The organism is Gordonia humi (assembly GCF_014197435.1).
In the GTDB taxonomy this organism is placed as follows: Bacteria; Actinomycetota; Actinomycetes; order Mycobacteriales; family Mycobacteriaceae; genus Gordonia; species Gordonia humi.
Window position 1 is genome coordinate 3,439,473 of sequence record NZ_JACIFP010000001.1, and the last position, 19,932, is coordinate 3,459,404.

The 19,932-nt window shown below is 69.2% G+C and carries 18 protein-coding genes; 8 read left to right on the forward strand and 10 right to left on the reverse strand.

Going from position 1 to position 19,932, the window contains the following annotated elements; all coding sequences use genetic code 11:
* Positions 1-161: 161 nt before the first annotated feature.
* Both BKA16_RS15800 and BKA16_RS15805 read right to left on the reverse strand, forming a co-directional pair.
* Positions 162-1,658: an NlpC/P60 family protein gene (locus BKA16_RS15800; protein WP_183371585.1), complete on the reverse strand. Its 1,497-nt coding sequence runs from the start codon at positions 1,656-1,658 to the stop codon at positions 162-164.
* A gap of 236 nt (positions 1,659-1,894) precedes the next feature.
* Positions 1,895-2,476, reverse strand: coding sequence for an Rv1476 family membrane protein (locus tag BKA16_RS15805; protein WP_183371586.1), 582 nt, complete (start codon positions 2,474-2,476; stop codon positions 1,895-1,897).
* Between the two features lie 242 nt (positions 2,477-2,718).
* On the opposite strand from BKA16_RS15805, the gene acnA reads away from it, so the two are divergent.
* The 5 genes from acnA to BKA16_RS15830 all read left to right on the forward strand — a co-directional run bounded on the left by acnA (position 2,719) and on the right by BKA16_RS15830 (position 9,551).
* Positions 2,719-5,517: an aconitate hydratase AcnA gene (gene acnA, locus BKA16_RS15810; protein WP_183371587.1), complete on the forward strand. Its 2,799-nt coding sequence runs from the start codon at positions 2,719-2,721 to the stop codon at positions 5,515-5,517.
* Positions 5,518-5,521: 4 nt separating this feature from the next.
* Positions 5,522-6,097 carry a TetR family transcriptional regulator gene (locus BKA16_RS15815; protein ID WP_183371588.1) on the forward strand — a complete coding sequence of 192 codons (576 nt, stop codon included), beginning with the start codon at positions 5,522-5,524 and terminating at the stop codon, positions 6,095-6,097.
* Positions 6,098-6,304: 207 nt separating this feature from the next.
* A complete protein-coding gene (locus BKA16_RS15820; RefSeq protein ID WP_183371589.1) occupies positions 6,305-7,849 on the forward strand; it encodes an AMP-binding protein in 1,545 nt (514 codons plus the stop codon).
* Between the two features lie 230 nt (positions 7,850-8,079).
* A complete protein-coding gene (locus tag BKA16_RS15825; RefSeq protein ID WP_183371590.1) occupies positions 8,080-8,928 on the forward strand; it encodes an MSCRAMM family protein in 849 nt (282 codons plus the stop codon).
* Entirely contained in the window at positions 8,928-9,551 is a 624-nt protein-coding gene (locus tag BKA16_RS15830) for a class F sortase (RefSeq protein WP_183371591.1), read from the forward strand. Before BKA16_RS15825 ends, BKA16_RS15830 begins: the two co-directional genes overlap by 1 nt.
* Before the next feature lie 24 nt (positions 9,552-9,575).
* On the opposite strand, the gene BKA16_RS15835 is transcribed toward BKA16_RS15830, so the two are convergent.
* Both BKA16_RS15835 and BKA16_RS15840 read right to left on the reverse strand, forming a co-directional pair.
* Positions 9,576-11,204, reverse strand: a complete 1,629-nt coding sequence (locus BKA16_RS15835) for an ATP-binding cassette domain-containing protein (protein ID WP_183371592.1) — start codon at positions 11,202-11,204, stop codon at positions 9,576-9,578.
* Between the two features lie 97 nt (positions 11,205-11,301).
* Entirely contained in the window at positions 11,302-12,357 is a 1,056-nt protein-coding gene (locus BKA16_RS15840) for an FUSC family protein (protein ID WP_343067458.1), read from the reverse strand.
* 97 nt (positions 12,358-12,454) lie between these two features.
* Between BKA16_RS15840 and BKA16_RS15845 the strand changes: the two genes are divergently transcribed.
* Both BKA16_RS15845 and BKA16_RS15850 read left to right on the forward strand, forming a co-directional pair.
* Positions 12,455-13,555 (forward strand): NAD(P)-dependent alcohol dehydrogenase, encoded by a 1,101-nt coding sequence (locus BKA16_RS15845; RefSeq protein WP_183371593.1) that lies wholly within the window; start codon positions 12,455-12,457, stop codon positions 13,553-13,555.
* Entirely contained in the window at positions 13,552-14,643 is a 1,092-nt protein-coding gene (locus tag BKA16_RS15850; RefSeq protein ID WP_183371594.1) for a lycopene cyclase family protein, read from the forward strand. The genes BKA16_RS15845 and BKA16_RS15850 overlap by 4 nt, the downstream gene beginning before the upstream one ends.
* On the opposite strand, the gene BKA16_RS15855 is transcribed toward BKA16_RS15850, so the two are convergent.
* The 3 genes from BKA16_RS15855 to BKA16_RS15865 form a co-directional block, all read right to left on the reverse strand.
* Positions 14,637-15,767, reverse strand: coding sequence for a DUF7373 family lipoprotein (locus BKA16_RS15855; protein ID WP_183371595.1), 1,131 nt, complete (start codon positions 15,765-15,767; stop codon positions 14,637-14,639). The genes BKA16_RS15850 and BKA16_RS15855 overlap by 7 nt on opposite strands.
* A gap of 80 nt (positions 15,768-15,847) precedes the next feature.
* Positions 15,848-16,207 (reverse strand): thioredoxin, encoded by a 360-nt coding sequence (trxA, locus tag BKA16_RS15860; protein ID WP_183371596.1) that lies wholly within the window; start codon positions 16,205-16,207, stop codon positions 15,848-15,850.
* Complete coding sequence (locus BKA16_RS15865) at positions 16,194-17,219, reverse strand: NAD(P)/FAD-dependent oxidoreductase (protein WP_183371597.1); 1,026 nt, start codon at positions 17,217-17,219, stop codon at positions 16,194-16,196. The genes trxA and BKA16_RS15865 overlap by 14 nt, the downstream gene beginning before the upstream one ends.
* A 49-nt stretch (positions 17,220-17,268) precedes the next feature.
* Between BKA16_RS15865 and BKA16_RS15870 the strand changes: the two genes are divergently transcribed.
* On the forward strand, positions 17,269-17,844 hold the full coding sequence (locus tag BKA16_RS15870) for a helix-turn-helix domain-containing protein (protein ID WP_183371598.1): 576 nt from the start codon (positions 17,269-17,271) through the stop codon (positions 17,842-17,844).
* A 13-nt stretch (positions 17,845-17,857) separates the two neighbouring features.
* Here BKA16_RS15870 and BKA16_RS15875 read toward each other — a convergent pair whose 3' ends face one another.
* Genes BKA16_RS15875 through BKA16_RS15885 form a run of 3 tightly spaced genes read right to left on the reverse strand, consistent with a single transcriptional unit; the run spans position 17,858 to position 19,928 of the window.
* Positions 17,858-18,196: a metal-sulfur cluster assembly factor gene (locus tag BKA16_RS15875; RefSeq protein WP_183371599.1), complete on the reverse strand. Its 339-nt coding sequence runs from the start codon at positions 18,194-18,196 to the stop codon at positions 17,858-17,860.
* Complete coding sequence (gene sufU / locus BKA16_RS15880; RefSeq protein WP_183371600.1) at positions 18,193-18,663, reverse strand: Fe-S cluster assembly sulfur transfer protein SufU; 471 nt, start codon at positions 18,661-18,663, stop codon at positions 18,193-18,195. Before sufU ends, BKA16_RS15875 begins: the two co-directional genes overlap by 4 nt.
* Positions 18,660-19,928, reverse strand: a complete 1,269-nt coding sequence (locus BKA16_RS15885) for a SufS family cysteine desulfurase (protein WP_183371601.1) — start codon at positions 19,926-19,928, stop codon at positions 18,660-18,662. The genes sufU and BKA16_RS15885 overlap by 4 nt, the downstream gene beginning before the upstream one ends.
* Positions 19,929-19,932: the final 4 nt, after the last annotated feature.

The following is a 19,932-nucleotide window of genomic DNA, read 5'->3' on the forward strand; positions in this document are numbered from 1 at the left end:
ACGTCGTTCACCGCGCCGACGCGGCGGATCGTCGCGGCGCCGCCCGCGGACGCATCCGCGGCACCCACCGACAGTCGCGGCCGTCGGGAGCGCCGCGGCTGTCGTCGGATGCCGCGAGTGTGCCGGGGAGGTGAGTGTGTCGGAGAGGTGAGATCCGCCGGCTAGAGCAGCCGCACCACGTTCGGCATCGCACCGGCGGTCCGGACCGGCGAGATCTTCACCACGTCGCCCGACTGCGGGGCTTCGATCATCGTGCCGTCGCCGAGGATCAGGGCGACGTGCTGGCTCGCGCTGGGCCCGTAGAAGATCATGTCCCCGCGGCGCATCTCCGACAGCGGGACCTGGGGACCGGACGTGTACTGATATCCGGTGTAGTGCGGCAGATCGATGCCGACGCCGGCGAAGCCGTAGATCATCAGTCCGGAGCAGTCGAAGCCGACCTTCTGGTAGTCGCCGTAGCTGTCGGCGACGCCGCCGTCGCGGATGCCGAGCGTGGGACCGTTCGCATCGCCGCCGCCCCACGCGTAGGTCACGCCGAGCTGCGACTTCATCCGGTTGACGACGAGTTCGATCGCCTGCGGTCCGCGCAGTCCCGGGTTGACCGGGCCGGACGGGCCCTGAGTGCCGCCGAACATGTCGCCGAGAGAGCCGTTGCCGATGCGGGTGAAGGTGTTGTCGTCGCCCGGCGAGAACGGATTGGTTCCGCCGATGCCGAGTTCGTCGAGCAGTTGCGAGTGCGGGATCTGCTGGTTGCCGATGAGACTCGCCAGCAGTGCCTGACCGGTGTCGGCGGCGAGCTTGGCCGCGGCCTCGGCGGCCTGGGCGACGAGGTCGTCGCCCGCGACCGGCTTCGACGGGATCGAGTCGACGGCCTTGCCGAGCGTGTCGGTCACCTCGGTGGGCAGTGCGGGCGCACCGGGTCGGGTGGACGGCTGTGTCTCGGTGCTCTTCGCAGCGGGCTTACCGCGCAGTTTCGCGAGTCTCTCGGCGAGCGAATCGCGCTGGCGGATCAACTCGCCGCGCGCGGTCTGCTGTTCGGCGACGGCCTTCTGCGCGTCCTTGTAGGCGGTGACGGCGGCGTCGCGTCGGGAGGAGGCGTCCTCGGCGGCCGCCTGAGTCTGCCGTTTCGTGACCTCGGTGGCCGCGACACGGTTGGCCTGCTGGTTGCGCGCCACCTGCAGCTTACGGATGACCCCCTGCTGCTGGCGGGTCACCTGGTCGACGGCGGTCATCTGCTCGAGGACCTTCTCGGGGTCGTCGGAGGCGACGTACTTCGTCATCGCGCCACGATTGTCGCCCTGCCGATACACCGACCGGACGAACGCGTCGAAGTCGCGTTGCGCGCGTTCGACCTCGGCGCCGACCTTCTCCAACGAGGTCTTGGCTCCCTGGTTCGCCTGGACCGCGAGCTGCCGTGCCGCGACGGCGTTCTGGAAGTCGACGAGCGACTTGTTGACCGTCTCCTGCTTCGCGGCGACCGCGTCGGCCAGGTTCGAGAGGTTCTGATCGACGTCGGCGATCTGATTGATCAGTGCCGCGACCGGATTCGCAGAGTTGGGCGCGGCCACCGCCGGACCCGCCGCGAGTAGGCCCGCGAGCGCGAACGCTCCGACGACGCTACCGCGCCGAGCCCAGCGCGCGCCTGTGTCAGCTCGCATCAACCGTGCACTCCCTCAACAATCGTCCCCCGCACACCACAAGTGTCCTCTGCACCGTACGTCACTCAGACAACACACGAAACCGTAGTCACTGAATTACAAAGGGGTGATTACCTGCGTGAACGCGGCTGATCAGCAGAAAGGAGACGACAGTCGATGTCGTCACAGTTCGATAACATGAAACGCCGGCCCGCGGGAGTCCTTCATACGGACGCAAATGCGCCGGTCAGCGGGACTCAGACCTCGTCGGGAGACGAGCCGGCGTCGCCCGCATCGGGCGGCGCGTCGTCCGATGCGGCGGCCTTCGGGCGGCGCGCGAGCATCCGTGCGACGACGGCGCCGATCACCACGACGACGATGAGCACGATGGTCGTGAGCGTCCAGTCGACGTTCGGCTGGGTGGCCTTGTCGTAGATCTCCCGCGCCTGCTGCGGTATCGAGACGCCCTTGTGCATCTCCGACGTCGCATCCTCGATCTGAACTCGAGAGAAGTCGGTCGAGCTGGTGCCCAACCCCGTCGGCCCGAAGACCAGCACCGTGCCGCCGGTCGAGGTCTGGATCTCGTGCGCGATGTCGCGGTAGACGGTGAACGGACTGAACGACTCATCGATCACCACCAGGTACAAGTCGTGTCCGTCGGCCTCGGCGTCCTTGACCACCTTGGTCAGTTCGGGAACCTGATCCGCAGGCGCGGACACCCCCGTGGCCTTCAGATCCTTGATGATCGCGGGCATGTCGAGCTTGGACCACGCGTCCGCGGGTCGGCCGCCCACCGGATCGGGTGAGGCGACGGTGACCGTGACCGGTTCCGGACTCATGCGCGATGACCTCGTCTCTTGGGTGCCGCATCGGTTGACTGACCGCGCATCAGGATACGGCAGGACACCGACAGACCCGACGCGCAGGTGAATTCGGCGAGTCGTCTTGGAGGTTCGGCGCGAACCAGTACGAACGTACTGCTAGGATGGAGGGCGTAGCGATCCGGCCGCGACCCGGCCCGCTTCGCGAACTTCCGACGACGCAGCCCGTCGCCGGTCAGCCCGAACAGAGTGGAGCACACATGAGCGTCAATTCATTTGGAGCCCGCGGCACACTTGAGGTCGGTGAGAACTCCTACGAGATCTTCCGCCTCAACGCAGTTCCCGGCACCGAGAAGCTGCCCTACGCGCTGAAGGTTCTCGCCGAGAACCTCCTGCGCACCGAGGACGGCGCCAACATCACCACCGAGCACATCAACGCGCTCGCCCAGTGGGATCCCAGCGCCGACCCGAGCATCGAGATCCAGTTCACTCCGGCCCGCGTCCTCATGCAGGACTTCACCGGCGTCCCCTGTGTGGTCGACCTGGCCACCATGCGCGAGGCCATCACCGCGCTCGGCGGCGACCCGAACAAGGTGAACCCGCTCTCCCCCGCCGAGATGGTCATCGACCACTCCGTGATCCTCGACGTGTTCGGCACCGCCGACGCGTTCGAGCGGAACGTCGAGTTGGAGTACCAGCGCAACGGCGAGCGCTACCAGTTCCTCCGGTGGGGCCAGGGCGCGTTCGACGACTTCAAGGTCGTCCCCCCGGGCACCGGCATCGTGCACCAGGTCAACATCGAGTACCTGGCGCGTTCGATCATGGTCCGCGACGGCAAGGCCTACCCGGACACCTGCGTCGGCACCGACTCGCACACCACGATGGAGAACGGTCTGGGCGTCCTGGGCTGGGGCGTCGGCGGCATCGAGGCCGAGGCCGCGATGCTCGGTCAGCCGGTCTCCATGCTGATCCCGCGCGTGGTCGGCTTCAAGCTGACCGGTGAGATCCAGCCGGGCGTCACCGCGACCGACGTCGTCCTCACCGTGACGGACATGCTCCGCCAGCACGGTGTGGTCGGCAAGTTCGTCGAGTTCTACGGCAAGGGCGTCGCCGAGGTGCCGCTGGCCAACCGCGCCACCCTGGGCAACATGAGCCCCGAGTTCGGCTCGACCTGCGCGATCTTCCCGATCGACGGCGAGACCATCAACTACCTGCGCCTGACCGGTCGCGACGACGACCAGCTCGCGCTCGTCGAGGCATACGCCAAGGAACAGGGCATGTGGCACGACCCGGACCACGAGCCCGCCTACTCCGAGTACCTCGAACTCGACCTGAGCACCGTCGTCCCGTCGATCGCCGGCCCGAAGCGTCCGCAGGACCGCATCCTGCTGTCGGAGTCGAAGGTCGCCTTCCGCAAGGACATCCACAACTACGTGGAAGAGGGCAACACCGCCGCCCACACCCAGCTCGACGAGGCCGTCGAGGAGTCGTTCCCGGCGTCCGACCCGGCAGCTCTCTCGTTCGCCGACGACGGCGCGGTGAGGGTCCAGTCGGCCGCCAACGGCGCCGAGGGCCGTCCGACCAAGCCGATCAAGGTCAGCTCGGCCGAGCGCGGCGAGTTCATCCTCGACCACGGCGCCGTCGCGGTCGCGGGCATCACCTCGTGCACCAACACCTCGAACCCGTCGGTCATGATCGGCGCGGGTCTCCTCGCTCGCAACGCGGTCGAGAAGGGCCTGGTCAGCAAGCCCTGGGTCAAGACCAACATGGCTCCGGGCAGCCAGGTCGTCACCGACTACTACGAGAAGGCCGGCCTCTGGCCGTACCTGGAGAAGCTCGGCTTCTACCTGGGCGGCTACGGCTGCACCACCTGCATCGGCAACACCGGTCCGCTGCCGGACGAGATCAGCGCCGCGGTCAACGACAACGATCTGACCGTCACCGCCGTGCTGTCGGGCAACCGCAACTTCGAGGGACGCATCTCCCCCGACGTCAAGATGAACTACCTGGCGTCGCCTCCGCTGGTCATCGCCTACGCCCTCGCCGGCACCATGGACTTCGACTTCGAGACCCAGGCCCTCGGCCAGGACACCGACGGCAACGACGTCTTCTTGAAGGACATCTGGCCGTCGGCGCAGGAGATCGACGACACGATCAAGAACGCGATCAGCCAGGACATGTTCCGCAAGTCGTACGCCGACGTGTTCGCCGGTGACGAGCGCTGGCAGGGCCTGAGCACCCCGGAGGGCGACACCTTCGAGTGGGACGACAAGTCGACCTACGTCCGCAAGGCCCCGTACTTCGACGGCATGACCGCCGAGCCGGCTCCGGTCGAGGACATCAAGGGCGCTCGCGTCCTGGCTCTGCTGGGCGATTCGGTCACCACCGACCACATCAGCCCGGCCGGTCCGATCAAGCCGGGCACCCCGGCCGCGCAGTACCTCGACGCCAACGGTGTGGCCCGCAAGGACTACAACTCGCTGGGCAGCCGTCGCGGCAACCACGAGGTCATGATCCGCGGCACGTTCGCGAACATCCGCCTGCAGAACCAGCTGCTCGACGGCGTCTCGGGCGGGTACACCCGTGACTTCACGCAGGAGGGCGGCCCGCAGTCGTTCATCTACGACGCGTCGGTCAACTACAAGGCGGCAGGCATCCCGCTGGTCGTCCTGGGCGGCAAGGAGTACGGTTCGGGCTCCTCGCGCGACTGGGCCGCCAAGGGCACCGTCCTGCTGGGCGTCAAGGCCGTCATCACCGAGTCGTTCGAGCGCATCCACCGCTCCAACCTCATCGGCATGGGCGTCGTCCCGCTGCAGTTCCCGGAGGGCGAGAACGCCAAGACCCTGGGTCTGGACGGCACCGAGGTCTTCGACATCGAGGGCGTCACCGAACTCAACAACGGGGTCACCCCGTCGACGATGAAGGTCACCGCCACCCGCGAGAACGGCGAGAAGGTCGAGTTCGACGCCGTGGTCCGCATCGACACCCCGGGAGAGGCCGACTACTACCGCAACGGCGGCATCCTGCAGTACGTTCTGCGGAACATGATCAAGGCCTGACTCAGTGCCGAAGGTCAGCGATGACCGGCTCGCCGCGCGTCGTCGGGAGATTCTCGACGGCGCGCGGCACTGTTTCGCCGAGTTCGGCTACGAAGGCGCCACCGTGAAGCGGCTGGAGGAGACCACGGGCCTGTCCCGCGGTGCGATCTTCCACCACTTCAAAGACAAGGAGGCCTTGTTTCTGGCGCTCGCTCGGGAAGACGCCGAGCGGATGGCCGACGTGGCGGCACAGGAGGGCCTGGTCCAAGTGATGCGGGACATCCTCGCGCGGCCGAAGGACTTCGACTGGCTGAGCACGCGTCTGGAGATCGTGCGGAAGATGCGGAGCGATCCGAACTTCCGTCGTGCGTGGGAGGAGCAGTCCGCCGATCGGGAGCGGGCGACGTTCGCCCGCCTCGAGCGCAAACGTCAGGCCGGCAGTCTGCGCAGCGACGTTCCGCCCGAGGTCCTGGTGACCTACCTCGACGTGATCCTCGACGGCATCGTCACCCGCCTGGCCTCCGGCCAGTCGACCGACGATCTCCACGCCGTCCTCGACCTCGTCGAACAGTCCGTCCGGAAGCCGCGCGCCGAATCGTGAGGTCGTGTCGACGTCGTTCGCGCTCGCGCGGACGACGTCGACACGTCTCGTTCGGGGGCGAGGGCCCGTCGGGTCGTCGCGATGACGCGGTCGGGACGCCGTCTCCGCGCCCGCGTCCGCCGATCTCCCGCCGGTCGCGAAGAACGTCGACGGATCTCGTGGTCGGACCGGTACCGTCGGAGGCGACACCGACATAAGGAGCGTTACGTGTACCCAGGCACTCATGCGGCGACCACTCCGGACAAGCCCGCCATCGTGCGGCCGGCGAGCGGCGAGACGGTCACCTTCGGACAGCTCGACGACAGTTCGACGCGGATCGCCCACCTGTTGCGCGACGAGTTGGGGCTGGTGCCGGGCGACACGGTCGCGATCGTCTCGGACAACGACCTGCGAGTGTTCGACGTGTACTGGGCGGCGATCCGCAGCGGCATGTACGTGACGGCCGTCAACCACCATCTGACCCCGGCCGAGGTCAACTACATCCTCACCGACTGCGACGCCAAGGCGCTGTTCGCCGGGACCGCCGTCGCCGAGGCGGTGTCGAAGGCGGCCGAGATCCCGGCGCTGGCCGACGCGACGCGCCGGATCGCGTGGGGCGACGGCATCGACGGATTCAGCGACTACGAGACGGTGAAGGCCGCCGCATCGGCCGAGCCGCTGACCGATCAGCCGCGCGGCACCGACATGCTGTACTCGTCCGGTACGACGGGCCGTCCGAAGGGCATCAAGCCGCTTCTGCCGCAGGCCCAGGTCGACGAGGAGCCGGATCTGATGTCGCTGGTGTTCGGGCCCGTCTACGGATTCGACACCGACACCGTCTACCTGTCGCCCGCCCCGGTCTATCACGCCGCTCCCCTGCGATACTGCGCCATGGTCAACGCCCTCGGCGGCACCGTCGTCCTGATGGACCGCTTCGAACCGGAGGCCGCGCTCAAGCTCATCCAGGACTACCGGGTGACCCACAGCCAGTGGGTGCCGACGATGTTCGTCCGCATGCTCAAACTCGCCGACGAGGTCCGCGGCAAGTACGACGTGTCGAGTATGAAGGTCGCCATCCACGCCGCGGCCCCGTGCCCGGCCGAGGTGAAGAAGGCGATGATCGACTGGTGGGGTCCGGTCATCAACGAGTACTACGCGGCGACCGAGGCCGCCGGCGTCACCCTCATCGGCTCGCAGGACTCGCTCGACCGCCCCGGATCGGTGGGCCGGGCCGTGCTCGGCGTCGTCCACATCTGCGACGACGAAGGCGCCGATCTCCCCGTCGGCGAGGTCGGCACCGTCTACTTCGAGCGCGATGAGATGCCGTTCGCCTATCACAACGACCCGGACAAGACCGCCGCCGCACAGCACCCGAAGCACGACAACTGGGCGACCACCGGCGACCTCGGGTACCTCGACGACGACGGATTCCTCTATCTGACGGACCGGAAGGCCTTCGTCATCATCTCCGGCGGCGTCAACATCTACCCGCAGGAGGCCGAGAACGTCCTGATCAACCATCCGGCGGTGTACGACGTCGGCGTCATCGGCCTGCCCGACGACGACCTCGGCGAGGTCGCCACCGGATTCGTCCAACTCGTCGACGGCGTCGACGCCACCGACGAGCTCGCGGCCGAACTGATCGAGTTCGCCAAGGCCGACCTCGCCGCGTACAAGGTGCCGCGGGACATCCGGTTCATCGAGGAGCTTCCGCGGACTCCCACCGGCAAGCTCGTCAAGGGCGATCTGCGCAAACAGATACTCGGCGGCTGAGTGCGACGTCCCGCTCGGCCCGCGGGCGGGACGCGCCCCTCCTGTGCCGGACGCGTACCGCGCGGACGCACCCTCCCCGCGTCGACGGCTCCTACCGCTCGCCTCGTCATTCAATCGAACGACGACGTCGCGGGCGGTGCGTAACCGGCTGTCTCCACACCGCGACATACCCGGTGTCGGGAACCAACGCCGCGGTGCGTTCGTCACCCGGCTGTCCTCAGGAGACAGACATGATCAGAGCACATCGTCGAACGCTCGCCGTACTGGTCGCACTACTGGTCGCGACGGTCACCGCGATCGCCCTCGCGGCCCCTCCCGCATCGGCCGATCCCGACGGGGCGCCGCCGTCGAGCACCACCGAGCCCGCGGATACGACGACCGACGGACCCCCGACGACCGACGGACCGACGACGAGCAGCACGCCCGAACCCGGCACACCGTCGAGTACGTCGCCGACGTCGACGCAGACTCCGCCGACCACCGGTACGGTCACAGTGACCGCGATCGATTTGAAGACGCACATCCCGGTCACCGGTGTCGGTGTGGAGCTCAGATCGGGCGACGCCGTCGAGGCTGTGGGCTCCGGGTCGAGCGTCGAGATGCCCGCCGGAACGGTCGTCGCACACGTCACCTCGATTCCCGCGGGCTACAGCCGAGCATGGGTCGATCCGACGAGCACGACGCTGACACCGGGCGGCACCGCCACGTTCATCGTCTCGCTGACCCGGATCGGGCAGGTCGGCGCCGTGTCGATCACGAAACGGGACGCGATCACCGGGGCTCTGCTGCCGGGTGCGCGGTATCGCATCACGGCCTCGCACAGTGATCAGAGCGTCGTGCTCGTCACCGGTGCGTCGGGCACCGGATCGGTCCAGCTCGCACCCGGCGGCTACGACGTCGAGGAGATCACCGCCCCCGCCGACCATCTGCTGGACCCGACCGTCCGCTTCGTCGAGGTGACGCCGTCGCAGACCCGGTACCTGGAGCTGTACGACTCCCCGATCCAGCCGCCGGTCGTGGTCCGAGACCCGGGCGGACGCCATCCGTTGACGTCGATCCCCACCGGCCGGACGCACTGATGTCCCGCCTGCGTCGGGTGCTGATCGCGGCCGCCGCGGCAGCGCTGCTGGCCGCGAGCGCATGCGGCTCCCAGGACGCCACGTCGGCGCCGAGCGGTGCCCAGTCGGGTCTGCCGACGCCGGTCACCGCGGTGTCGCACGACGCCTCGGCGCCGCAGCGGCTGGTGATCGACGGCGCATCGGCGCCGATCGAACCGGTGGCGACCGACGCCCGGGGAACACTGCTGCCGCCCACCGACGTCGCGAAGCTCGGCTGGTGGGTCGACTCCGCGCTGCCCGGCTCCGGCGCGGGCACGATCGTCATCGCGGGCCACGTCGACGACGCCGACCAGGGCGTCGGATACGCCGCCGAGTTCGCCCACCTGGCGACGGGGGGCACCGTCACGGTCGAGACCGCTGACGGTCACGATCTGCCGTACCGCGTCACCAGAATCGTCGACGCGCAGAAGGAGGGCACCGGCGCCGACGCCGTGCCGTTCGGCGAACTCAACAGGCTCGACGGACCGGAGACGCTCGCACTGGTGACCTGCGGCGGCCCCTTCGTCGGGCCGCCGCTCGGTTACCGCGACAACATCGTCGTGTTCGCGGTGCCGACGGCCGACGCCGCGCCGACGCCGTCGTGATCGTCGCCGACCGGCACGGGGACGTCACGCCAGTTCGATGAGCTCCTGGTATTCGGCCGACCAGTGGTCCTCGGTGCCGTCGGGCAGCAGGATGACGCGCTGCGGCTCGAGCGCCTCGGCGGCGCCCGGGTCGTGCGTCACCAGGACGACGGCCCCCGTGTAGCTGCGCAGCGCCTCCAGGACCTGCTCGCGCGAGATCGGGTCGAGGTTGTTCGTCGGCTCGTCGAGCAGCAGCACGTTGGCGGCCGACGAGACCAGACCGGCCAACGCCAGGCGAGTCTTCTCACCGCCGGACAACGTGCCCGCGGGCTGTTCGAGCTGCGGTCCGGTGAACATGAACGCGCCGAGGAGCCCCCGCAGGTCCTGCTCGCCCGCGTCCGGTGCGGCGTGCCGGATGTTCTCCCACACCGTGGCGTCGTCGTCGAGCGTGTCGTGCTCCTGCGCGAAGTACCCGATCTTGAGTCCGCGACCCGGTTCGAGTCCCCCCAGGTCGGGCTTCTCGACACCGGCCAGCAGTTTGAGCAGCGTCGTCTTGCCCGCACCGTTGAGACCGAGGATCACCACGCGCGACCCCTTGTCGATGGCCAGATCGACACCGGTGAAGATCTCCAACGAGCCGTACACCTTGGTCAGGTTCGACGCCATGAGCGGCGTCTTGCCGCACGGTGCGGGCTCGGGGAACCGGATGTGCGCGGTCTTGTCGGCCACGCGCACCTCGTCGAGCTCGTCCATCATGCGCTCGGCGCGCTTGAGCATCTGTTGGGCGGCGGTGGCCTTGGTGGCCTTGGCGCCGAGCTTGGCCGCCTGCACGCGCAGCGCTCCGGCCTTCTTCTCCGCGTTGGCGCGCTCGCGCTTGCGACGCTGTTCATCGGTGGCGCGGGCGTCGAGATACCGCTTCCAGCCCATGTTGTAGACGTCGGCCTCGCCGCGGACCGCGTCGAGGAACCAGACGCGGTTCACCACGTCGGCCAGCAGGTCCACATCGTGGCTGATCACGACGAGCCCGCCGTCGTGGTTCTGCAGGAACGTCCGCAGCCAGGCGATGGAGTCGGCGTCGAGGTGGTTGGTCGGCTCGTCGAGCAGCAGCGTGGTGTCCGACTTCCCCGACCCGTCCGACGCCGCGAACAGGATGCGTGCCAGCTCGATGCGACGGCGCTGGCCGCCGGACAGGGTGCGCAGCGACTGTGCGAGGACGCGGTCGGGCAGGCCCAGGCTGTTGCAGATGCGCGCCGCGTCGGCCTCGGCGACGTAGCCGCCCAGATTCGAGAACCGCTCCTCCAGGCGCGCGTACTTGGCGATCGCCCGGTCGCGGACCTTGTCGTCGGCGGACTCCTCCATCAGCGTCTGCTGTTTGGCCATCGATGCGAGGATCTCGTCGAGGCCGCGCGCGGACAGCACTCGATCCTTGGCGAGGACGTCGAGGTCGCCCTCCTTGGGGTCCTGGGGCAGGTATCCGACGGGCCCGGAGGAGCGGACTGTGCCCGCATACGGCTGCGTCTCCCCCGCGAGGATGCGCAGAGACGTCGTCTTGCCCGCACCGTTGCGGCCGACGAGTCCGATCCGGTCGCCCGGCTGAATGCGCAGATGGTCTCCGGGCGCCGACAGGAGGGTCCTCGCGCCCGCTCGAACTTCCAGGTCGGTCGCGGTGATCACGAGGATCCATCGTACGGATCGCCCACCCGGATCGGCTAATCGACATCGGGTGGAACCGCACACGTCGCCGTCGGTCGACCCGCGGCGGATCCGGTGGTCACCGTCGTCGACGCCGCGCCGGCCCTCGGACGCACAGCGCCGTCAGCGATCCGATCGCGACTCCGATCACCGTGTCGGCGCCGCGCTGGACCAGCATGTCCAACGGCGGCCCCGGGGCGGTCAGCTCGGTCATGAGCATGATCAGCGGGGTGAAGAACCCGATCGCGACGGCGTAATGCCTGCCCATGAACAGTTCGGTCGGCCACAGCAGCAGAGCGGCGACGACGGCCGCGATCGCGGGCTCGGGGCCGAGCGCGAGGATTCCGGCGGCCAACAGGAGACCCGACAGCGTGCCGATCGTCCGGTGGGCGGCGCGCCGGAGCGTCGGCACCGCCGTGCGGACGGGCCGGTATCCGTCGGCCGCCGCCAACGGCACCGCCGCCGCGGCCATCGCCCAGTTCGCGTGGTCGAATCCGAGGAGCATGCCGATCGAGCCGCTGAGGAACACGGCGATGCCGTACCGGAGCGCGTGGACGCGCACGCCCGACGGCGGGGTCCGTAGAAGGACGCGCAGCCCCGTGGTCCACGGCGGCCCGTCGAACGGCCGCGGCATGCCGACCGTCCCGACTGCGATCGCCAGAACGGCCGTCGCCGCGCAGACGACGATCGCGACGATCGGTGCGACGACTCCCGCGGGCACGGTCGCCGCGGCTCCGAGCCCGAAGATGAAGAAGAACGGACCGACCGGGCGCAGCCGGGCGATGTCGGCGAGGACGGAGCCGACCACGGCGTAGCCCGTCTCGACGAGGATGAGGACGGTGGTCGAGGCGCCGGTCGCCGCCAGTGCGACGCCGATCGCCACCCCGCCGACCAGCAGTCCCGCGGCCTGCACCTGGCGGACGATCCGCTGACGTCCGGCGACGCGTCGCCCGTACATGCCCGCGAAGGATCCGAACGCGGCGTAGACCAGCAGTTCGGGCCGACCGGTCGCGACCATGATCGAGACGGGGACCGCGAGAGCGACCAGCACCCGGAGCGCCTGTCCGTGATCGTCGCGGCCGGGAACGACGGCCCGCAGACTGCGGACGAGCGCACCCCGGCCGTCTGTACTCACCGCGCAACCGTAACCGATCCGTTGCGGGCGACTCCCGACCCAACAGCATAAGTCGAGATATGCTCAGCACGGATCCGCCGACGATGAGAGGCCATCGATGCGCGCAGCTGTACTGGACGAGGTGGGCGGGACCCCGACGATCACCGAGGTCGGCACGAGCGACCTGCGCGCGGGCGAGGTCTTGATCGCCGTGCGCGGCGTCGGGATCTGCCACACCGACCTCACCGTGATCGACGGCGCTCTCCCCCAACGCACCCCGCTGGTCCTCGGCCACGAGGGTGCGGGCGTCGTCGAGGCGGTCGGCCCCGGAGTCACCGAGCGTGTCGTCGGCGATCACGTGATCTGCAGCTTCGACTCGTGCGGCGCGTGCGATCGCTGCCTCACCGGAGAGCCCGCCTACTGCCGACGGTTCCAGGAGTACAACTACGCGGGCGCACGGCCGGACGGCTCCACCACCCTGTTCCGGGACGGACGGCCGCTGCACGGCAGTTGGTTCGGCCAGTCGACGTGGGCGACACACGCCGTCGCGAGCGTACGCAACACGGTGTCCGTCGACCGGTCGTTGCCCATCGAGACCTTCGGTCCCCTGGGCTGCGGTCTGTTGACCGGCGCGGGCGCCGTGCTGAACGTGCACGCACCGTCGCCCGGTGAGAGCTACGGGGTGTGGGGGCTCGGTTCGGTGGGCCTGGCCGCGATCATGGCCGCGAAGGCGTCCGGGTGCACGACGATCGTCGGCGTCGACCCGAATCCGGCCCGCCGCGATCTCGCGCGGGAGCTGGGCGCCACCGCCGCGTACGAGCCTGCCGACGATCTCGCCAAGACTCTCGTCCGGGAGACCGGCGGCCTCGACTACACGCTCGACACGGTCGGCACCGGTCCGGTGATCGGGGCCGCGATGATGTCGCTCGCCTCGCCCGGATCGTGTGTCACCGTCGGGTTCCGCGGGCCGCGCAATCGGATCGAAGTGGAGCAGGGCCACCTCCTGCAGGGGCGTACGCTGCGCGGGGTCATCGAGGGCGACGCCGATCCGCACGAGCTGATCCCCCGACTGGTGCGGATGTGGTCGGCGGGCGAGTTCCCGTTCGATCGACTCGTCACCACCTATCCCTTCGACGACATCGCGGCCGCGATCGCCGACTTCCGCGCGGGCGCGGTGATCAAACCGGTGCTCGTGCCTGCGGTAGCGTCGCACGAGTGACCGCTCTCCCCGATCTCGCCGTGGTCGGAGCCGGCCCGGCGGGCCGCGCACTGGCGCACCGCGCCGTCGCCGCCGGACTGCGCGTGGTGATCGTCGACCCGGCTCCCGACCGGGTCTGGTCGGCGACGTACGGGCTGTACACCGCCGATCTTCCGGGCTGGTTCGATCCGGCGGTGATCGCCGCCTCCGCACCGTCGGTCACGGTGTTCACCCCGGACGAGCGGGTGTTGCCGCACGGGTACGCCGTCCTGGACACCCCGGCACTGCAGCGCTCGTTGACGGTCGACGGCGCCCGGGTCGTCGTCGACTCCGCGGTCGCACTCACCGCCACGACGGTGACCCGCTCGGACGGAGCGCTCATCCGCGCCCGCCACGTGGTGGACGCCCGCGGCGCCCGTACCGCCGAGCACCGCGACCGGCCGCGCCAGACCGCGGCAGGCGCCGTCATCGACTCCCCGGATCCGACGATGGTCCTGATGGACTGGCGCCGCGCACCCGACCGGTCGGCCGAGCGCGCACCGTCGTTCAGCTACCGGGTGGCCCTCGGCGACGGCCGACGACTGGTCGAGGAGACGTGCCTGGCGGGTGCGCCGCCCGTCGACGTCGATGAGCTCGCCGCCCGCAACCTGGCCCGCGGCGGGTCGGCCGACGTCGACGAGGCCGTCGACTTCCCGCTGCTGACCGGTGCCGCTCCGTGGCGGCGCGGCCACGACGAGGCTCTGCGTGTCGGCGCCGCCGGCGGCCTGATGAACCCGGCCACCGGGTACAGCGTCGGACAGTCCCTGACCGTCGCCGACACCGTGGCCGCCGCGATCGCGGCCGGACGCGATCCGCACGCGGCCGTCTGGCCGCGATCGGCGCGGACCGCGTTCGGTCTGCGCGCGACCGGGCTCGGCGTGCTCCTGCGTCTGGACCCCGACGACCTCGTCTGCTTCTTCGACGCGTTCTTCCGCATCGATCCGACTCTGCAGCGTCGATATCTCACCGCGCATGCCGACGCCCACGGCGTCGTACGGGCCATGGGCTCGGTGTTCGCGCGGCTGCCGATGCGCCTGCGCGCGACGGTGGCGGCGGCGACGGTCTACTGATCGAGCTTCGTCAGGAATGTGTACTGGGCGGAGATCTTCTCCTGCGCGGTGGTGAGGTCCTCACCGTAGGCCTCGCCGACGTACGGTCCGACGGCGATGAAGCAGCCCGCGCCCTGGTCGACCGTGACGCAACGAGCGGTGCTCAAGTCCTGCGGGCTCGCCGCCGACCTCCCGGTCTGTCCCTTGGTGTCCTTCTCCAGGAAGTCGAGCCAGCCCTCGGCCTGCTCGTGACTTCCCGCCTTGTAGGCCTGTGTGTCGTTCCACGCGAACTGTTCGATACCGGCCTTCTTGAGCGCCTCGTAGGCGGCCGCCTGGTCGGAGTAGAACAGCGCGGCCGCGCGCTGGGAGTACACCGCGCCGTGCAGCGGCGCGGTCTGACCGTCGGGGTCGGCCACGGTCCCGGTGATGAGGTGGTCGGGGTCGGGGTCGCGGTCCTGCGACTCGGGGCCGGCCTCGTCGAGCAGCGCCTTCTGCTTCTCGTATGCGTCCTTGACGATCCGCTCGGCCCAGGAGCGGTCCGGGGACTGCGCCCACGTGTAGATCATCCGGGCGCCGACTGCGGTGAACGCGACCACGGTGTGCGTGCCGCGTTCCTCGTCGTGAATGACCACCGCGCCCGTCGGCATCCCCGGGACCGCGGCGAGACGATAGTGCGAGTACTCGGTCGGGCGGAGCATCAGATCGGAGAACTGCTTGGTGGCCGCGGTGGCCGCCGTCGGCGACGAGAACGCGTAGACCGCATGGTTGAAGCCGATGTCGGTGTCCGTCTCGTTACCGCTCGACAGCGTGAATCCGTACTGGAAGTCGCGCATCACCGGCAGATCGGCCGAATCCGGAACGATCACGGCGCTGTTGCGCGGGACGGCGAGCGCTTGAGTCGGCATCTTCCCGTCGTCGAGCTTCGGATCGAGGTCGTGCGCGAAAATCATGTGCTCGGCGAGCCGCACACCCCTGAGCTTCCCCCAACTGGCGTCGGTGGTGGCTTCGGGAAGAGGCGACGACTGCATCCGGCCGTATTCGCCGGTGAGCAGTTGCACGGGGCCGCGGGTCGCCGTGCCGTCGACGGTGCAGCCCGCCAGAACGCACGCGAGTGCCGCCGCGACGGCGACGAATGACTTACGCATGCACGTGATACTAGCCAGTCGGCGTCGATCTCCACTCGTCCGAATGACGCGTGTCCGCGGGCTCGCCGCCCGGCGCGGAACTACTCGGCCTGGCCGCTCTCGCGCAGCGCCTTCTCGACGTCGAGTTCCTTGAGCTGCCCGATGAGGGAGTCGAGCGCCTGCGGTGGGAGCGCACCCGCCTCGTTGAACACCAGGTGACCGCCCTTGAACGCCATGATGGTCGGGATGGAGCGGATCTGCGCGGCGCCGGCGAGCTGCTGCTCGGCCTCGGTGTCGACCTTGCCGAAGACGACGTCGTCGTGCTTCTCCGATGCGGCCGAATAGGTGGGAGCGAACTGCTTGCAGGGTCCGCACCACTCGGCCCAGAAGTCGACGAGGACGATCTCGTTGTCGAGGACGGTCTGCTCGAAGTCGCTGCCGGTCAAATCAATGGTTGCCATGTGGGTATTCAACAGGACGTGACGGGACCGTATTCCGCGGCGCCCGATCCGGCTCGGCGAGGCGGTCGCGGACGTCGTCGGCGAGCAGATCGGCGTTCACCGCCGCGCCGACGGCGACACCCGATCCGGCCGACGACGCCACCATGGCGGCGAGATCGACGGCGTTGCCGACCGCCCACACGCCCTCGATCGGGGTCGCACCGCCGGGACCGGACGGAACGAACCGGCCCATCGGGTGATCGGCCAGCTCGCCGCCGAGCCGTTCGTAGAGGTCGCCGCGGGCCACCATCCTTGGTCCGACGACCACGGCGTCCACATCGTGCGTGCGGTCGGTCAGCACCACCGATCGCACCTGGATCCCGTCCATCTGGAGCCGTAACACCCGACCGTCGACGATCGTCACACCCATCACGGCCAGTTCGGCGCGCTGAGCGTCGTCGACGTCGACGCCGTCGGTGAACAACGTGGTCTGGGGCGAGAGTCGGGAGAACAGAAGCGACTGGTGCACGGCCTGCGGCGCCACCGATGCGATGACGCCGATCCGCTGTCCGCGCACTTCGTATCCGTGACAGTACGGGCAGTGCAGCACGCTGTGCCCCCATCCGTCGCGGACGCCGTCGATCGCGGGCAGCTCGTCCGTCAGGCCGGTGGCCAGCACCAGTCGGCGCGCCCTGACGCTCGAGCCGTGTTCGAGGTCGACGACGAATCCGCCGCCGTCCCGTCGCGCGTCGACCGCGCGGGTGTCGGCGAACGCGACGCCGTATCCGGCCGCCTCGCGCCGCCCGTCGGCGAGCAGTGCGGCGGGCGCGATCCCCTCGCGCCCCAGCACGTTGTGCGCGGCGTCGGACGGCAGGTTCCGTTGCTGCCCGGCGTCGACGAGGAGGACCGAGCGCAGGGATCGTCCGAGGGCCACGGCGGCGGCGAGTCCGCCCGGACCGCCGCCGACGATGACGACGTCGTAGTCGGTCGCGGTGTCGTAGTCGGTCGCGGTGATGTCTGCTGATGTGCTCATGGTCATCGACGCTAATCGCATATTGCGCCGACGGCATACACTCTTGCCTATGACGCAAGAACCTGTGGATTCAGACGTGGACGCTCTGGTCCGGCACCGGATTCGCGGCCTTCGGGTGGCGCAGGGGTGGACGCTCGACGCGTTGGCCAAGCGCTGCCATATGAGTCCGTCGACGCTGTCGAGGATAGAGACGGGGCACCGTCGGGTGGCCCTGGATCAGTTGGTGCCGATCGCGAAGGTGCTCGGCACCACACTCGATCAGCTGGTGGAGCCCGTCGGCGACGACGACGTCGTGATCCGTCCCGAGCCCGATCAGCGACCGGGCACCACGACGTGGTTGCTCTCGCGCGATCGCGCGGAGAACGGCCAGGTGGTGGCCAAGATGCGGCTGACGCCGACGCCCGGCGCCCCGGTCGAGCAGCGAGTGCATCCCGGCCACGACTGGTTCACCGTCCTGTCCGGCACGGTGCGCCTGCATCTCGGTGACCGCGTGATCGACGTCCAGGCCGGCGAGGCCGCCGAGTTCGACACCATGACGCCGCACTACTTCACCGCCTACCGCAGGGTCGCCGAGATCCTGACCATCTTCGACCGCGACGGCCAGAAGGCGCACCTGCACGAGTGACGGCGGGGACGGGCTAGACCGTGAATCCCAGCGCCCGCAGCTGCTCGCGGCCGTCGTCGGTGATCTTCTCCGGTCCCCACGCCGGGATCCAGACCCAATTGATCTCCATATCGGTGCAGAGTCCGCTGTTGACGAGGACGCCGCGGGTCTGATCTTCGATGACGTCGGTCAGCGGGCAGGCCGGCGAGGTCAGCGTCATGTCGATCTTGACGGCGGCGTCCTCGTTGACCTCCAGTCCGTAGACGAGGCCGAGGTCGACGACGTTGATGCCGAGCTCCGGGTCGACGACGTCGCGCATGGCCTCTTCGACGTCGTCGACGGAGGGCAGCGAGGTGGATACGGGTTCGGTCATGTCATGCTCCGGTCTGTGCTGGGAGAATTGTGGGCGTCGACGGTCTGCGAGACCGCGTCCTTGAATGCCATCCAGCCGAGCAGCGCGCATTTCACGCGTGCCGGGTACTTGCTGACTCCGGCGAAGGCGATGCCGTCGCCGATCACGTCCTCGTCGCCGTCGTCCTGACCGCGGGAGGTCATCATGGTGTTGAACGAGTCGAGGGCCGCCATGGCGTCGCCGACGGAGAGCCCGACGATCTGGTCGAACAGCACCGACGTGGACGCCTGCGAGATGGAGCAGCCCTGGCCGTCGTAGGAGATGTCGGCGACGGCGTCGTCGACGACGGACACGCGCAGCGTGATCTCGTCTCCGCAGGTCGGGTTGACGTGGTGGACTTCGGCGTCGTACGGGTCGCGCAGACCGCGACCGTGCGGATGCTTGTAGTGGTCCAGGATCACGTCCTGGTACATCTGTTCCATTCTCATCGGTCGGCTCCGAAGAACTTCTGGGCGACGCCGATCGCGTCGGCGAGCGCGTCGACCTCGGTGATCGTGTTGTAGAGGGCGAACGACGCGCGGGCGCTCGCCTGCACGCCGAAGCGCCGGTGCATCGGCCACGCGCAGTGGTGGCCGACGCGGATCGCGACGCCCTCGTCGTCGAGGACCTGCCCGAGGTCGTGGGCGTGGATGCCGGCGACGTCGAACGCCACCGCTCCGCCGCGCGCGACGGCGTCGGTCGGCCCGACGATGCGCAGCCCGTCGATCGCGGTGAGCCGATCGAGCGCGTGCACCACCAGATCGTGCTCGTGGGCGGCCACGGCGTCCATCCCGAGGGCGGTCAGATAGTCGACGGCGGCGCCGAGCCCGACGACCTGCGAGGTCATCGGGACGCCGGCCTCGAAGCGCTGCGGCGGCGCGGCGTACGTCGAGCCCTCCATGGTGACGGTCTCGATCATCGAGCCGCCGGTCAGGAACGGCGGAAGCTGCTGCAGGAGGTCGGCTTTGCCGTAGAGGACGCCGACCCCGGACGGACCGAGCATCTTGTGTCCGGAGAAGGCGGCGAAGTCGACGTCGAGCGCCGCGAAGTCGACGGCCATGTGCGGCACCGACTGGCAGGCGTCGAGAACGACGTACGCGCCGACGGCACGGGCCCGCCGCACGAGTTCGGGCACGTCGGCGACGGCGCCGGTGACGTTCGACTGGTGGGTGAACGCCACGATCCTCACGGTCTCGTCGAGGTCGAGCGAATCGAGATCGATGCGCCCGTCGTCGGTGATCCCGTACCACCGCAGGGTGGCGCCGGTGCGCCGCGCGAGCTCCTGCCAGGGCACGAGGTTCGCGTGGTGTTCGAGTTCGGTGACGACGATGGTGTCGCCCTCGCCGAGCGCCCGCCCGCCGAACAGACCGGCCGACCGGTCGTCGCCGAGGGTGTAGGCCACCAGGTTCAGCGATTCGGTCGCGTTCTTGGTGAACACGATCTCGTCGACCTTCGCACCGACGAAGCCCGCGATGGCGCTGCGGGCGTACTCGTAGGCGTCGGTCGCCTCCTCGGCGAGCTGGTGCGCTCCCCGATGGACGGCCGCGTTGCGGTTGAGCAGGAAGTCGCGCTCCGCGTCGAGCACCTGCAGCGGACGCTGCGAGGTCGCACCGGAGTCGAGATAGACCAGCGGCTTGTCGTCGCGCACCGTCCGCGCCAGGATCGGGAAGTCCGCGCGGACGGCGGCGACGTCGAAGCCCGTTGCCAGAGTCACGACA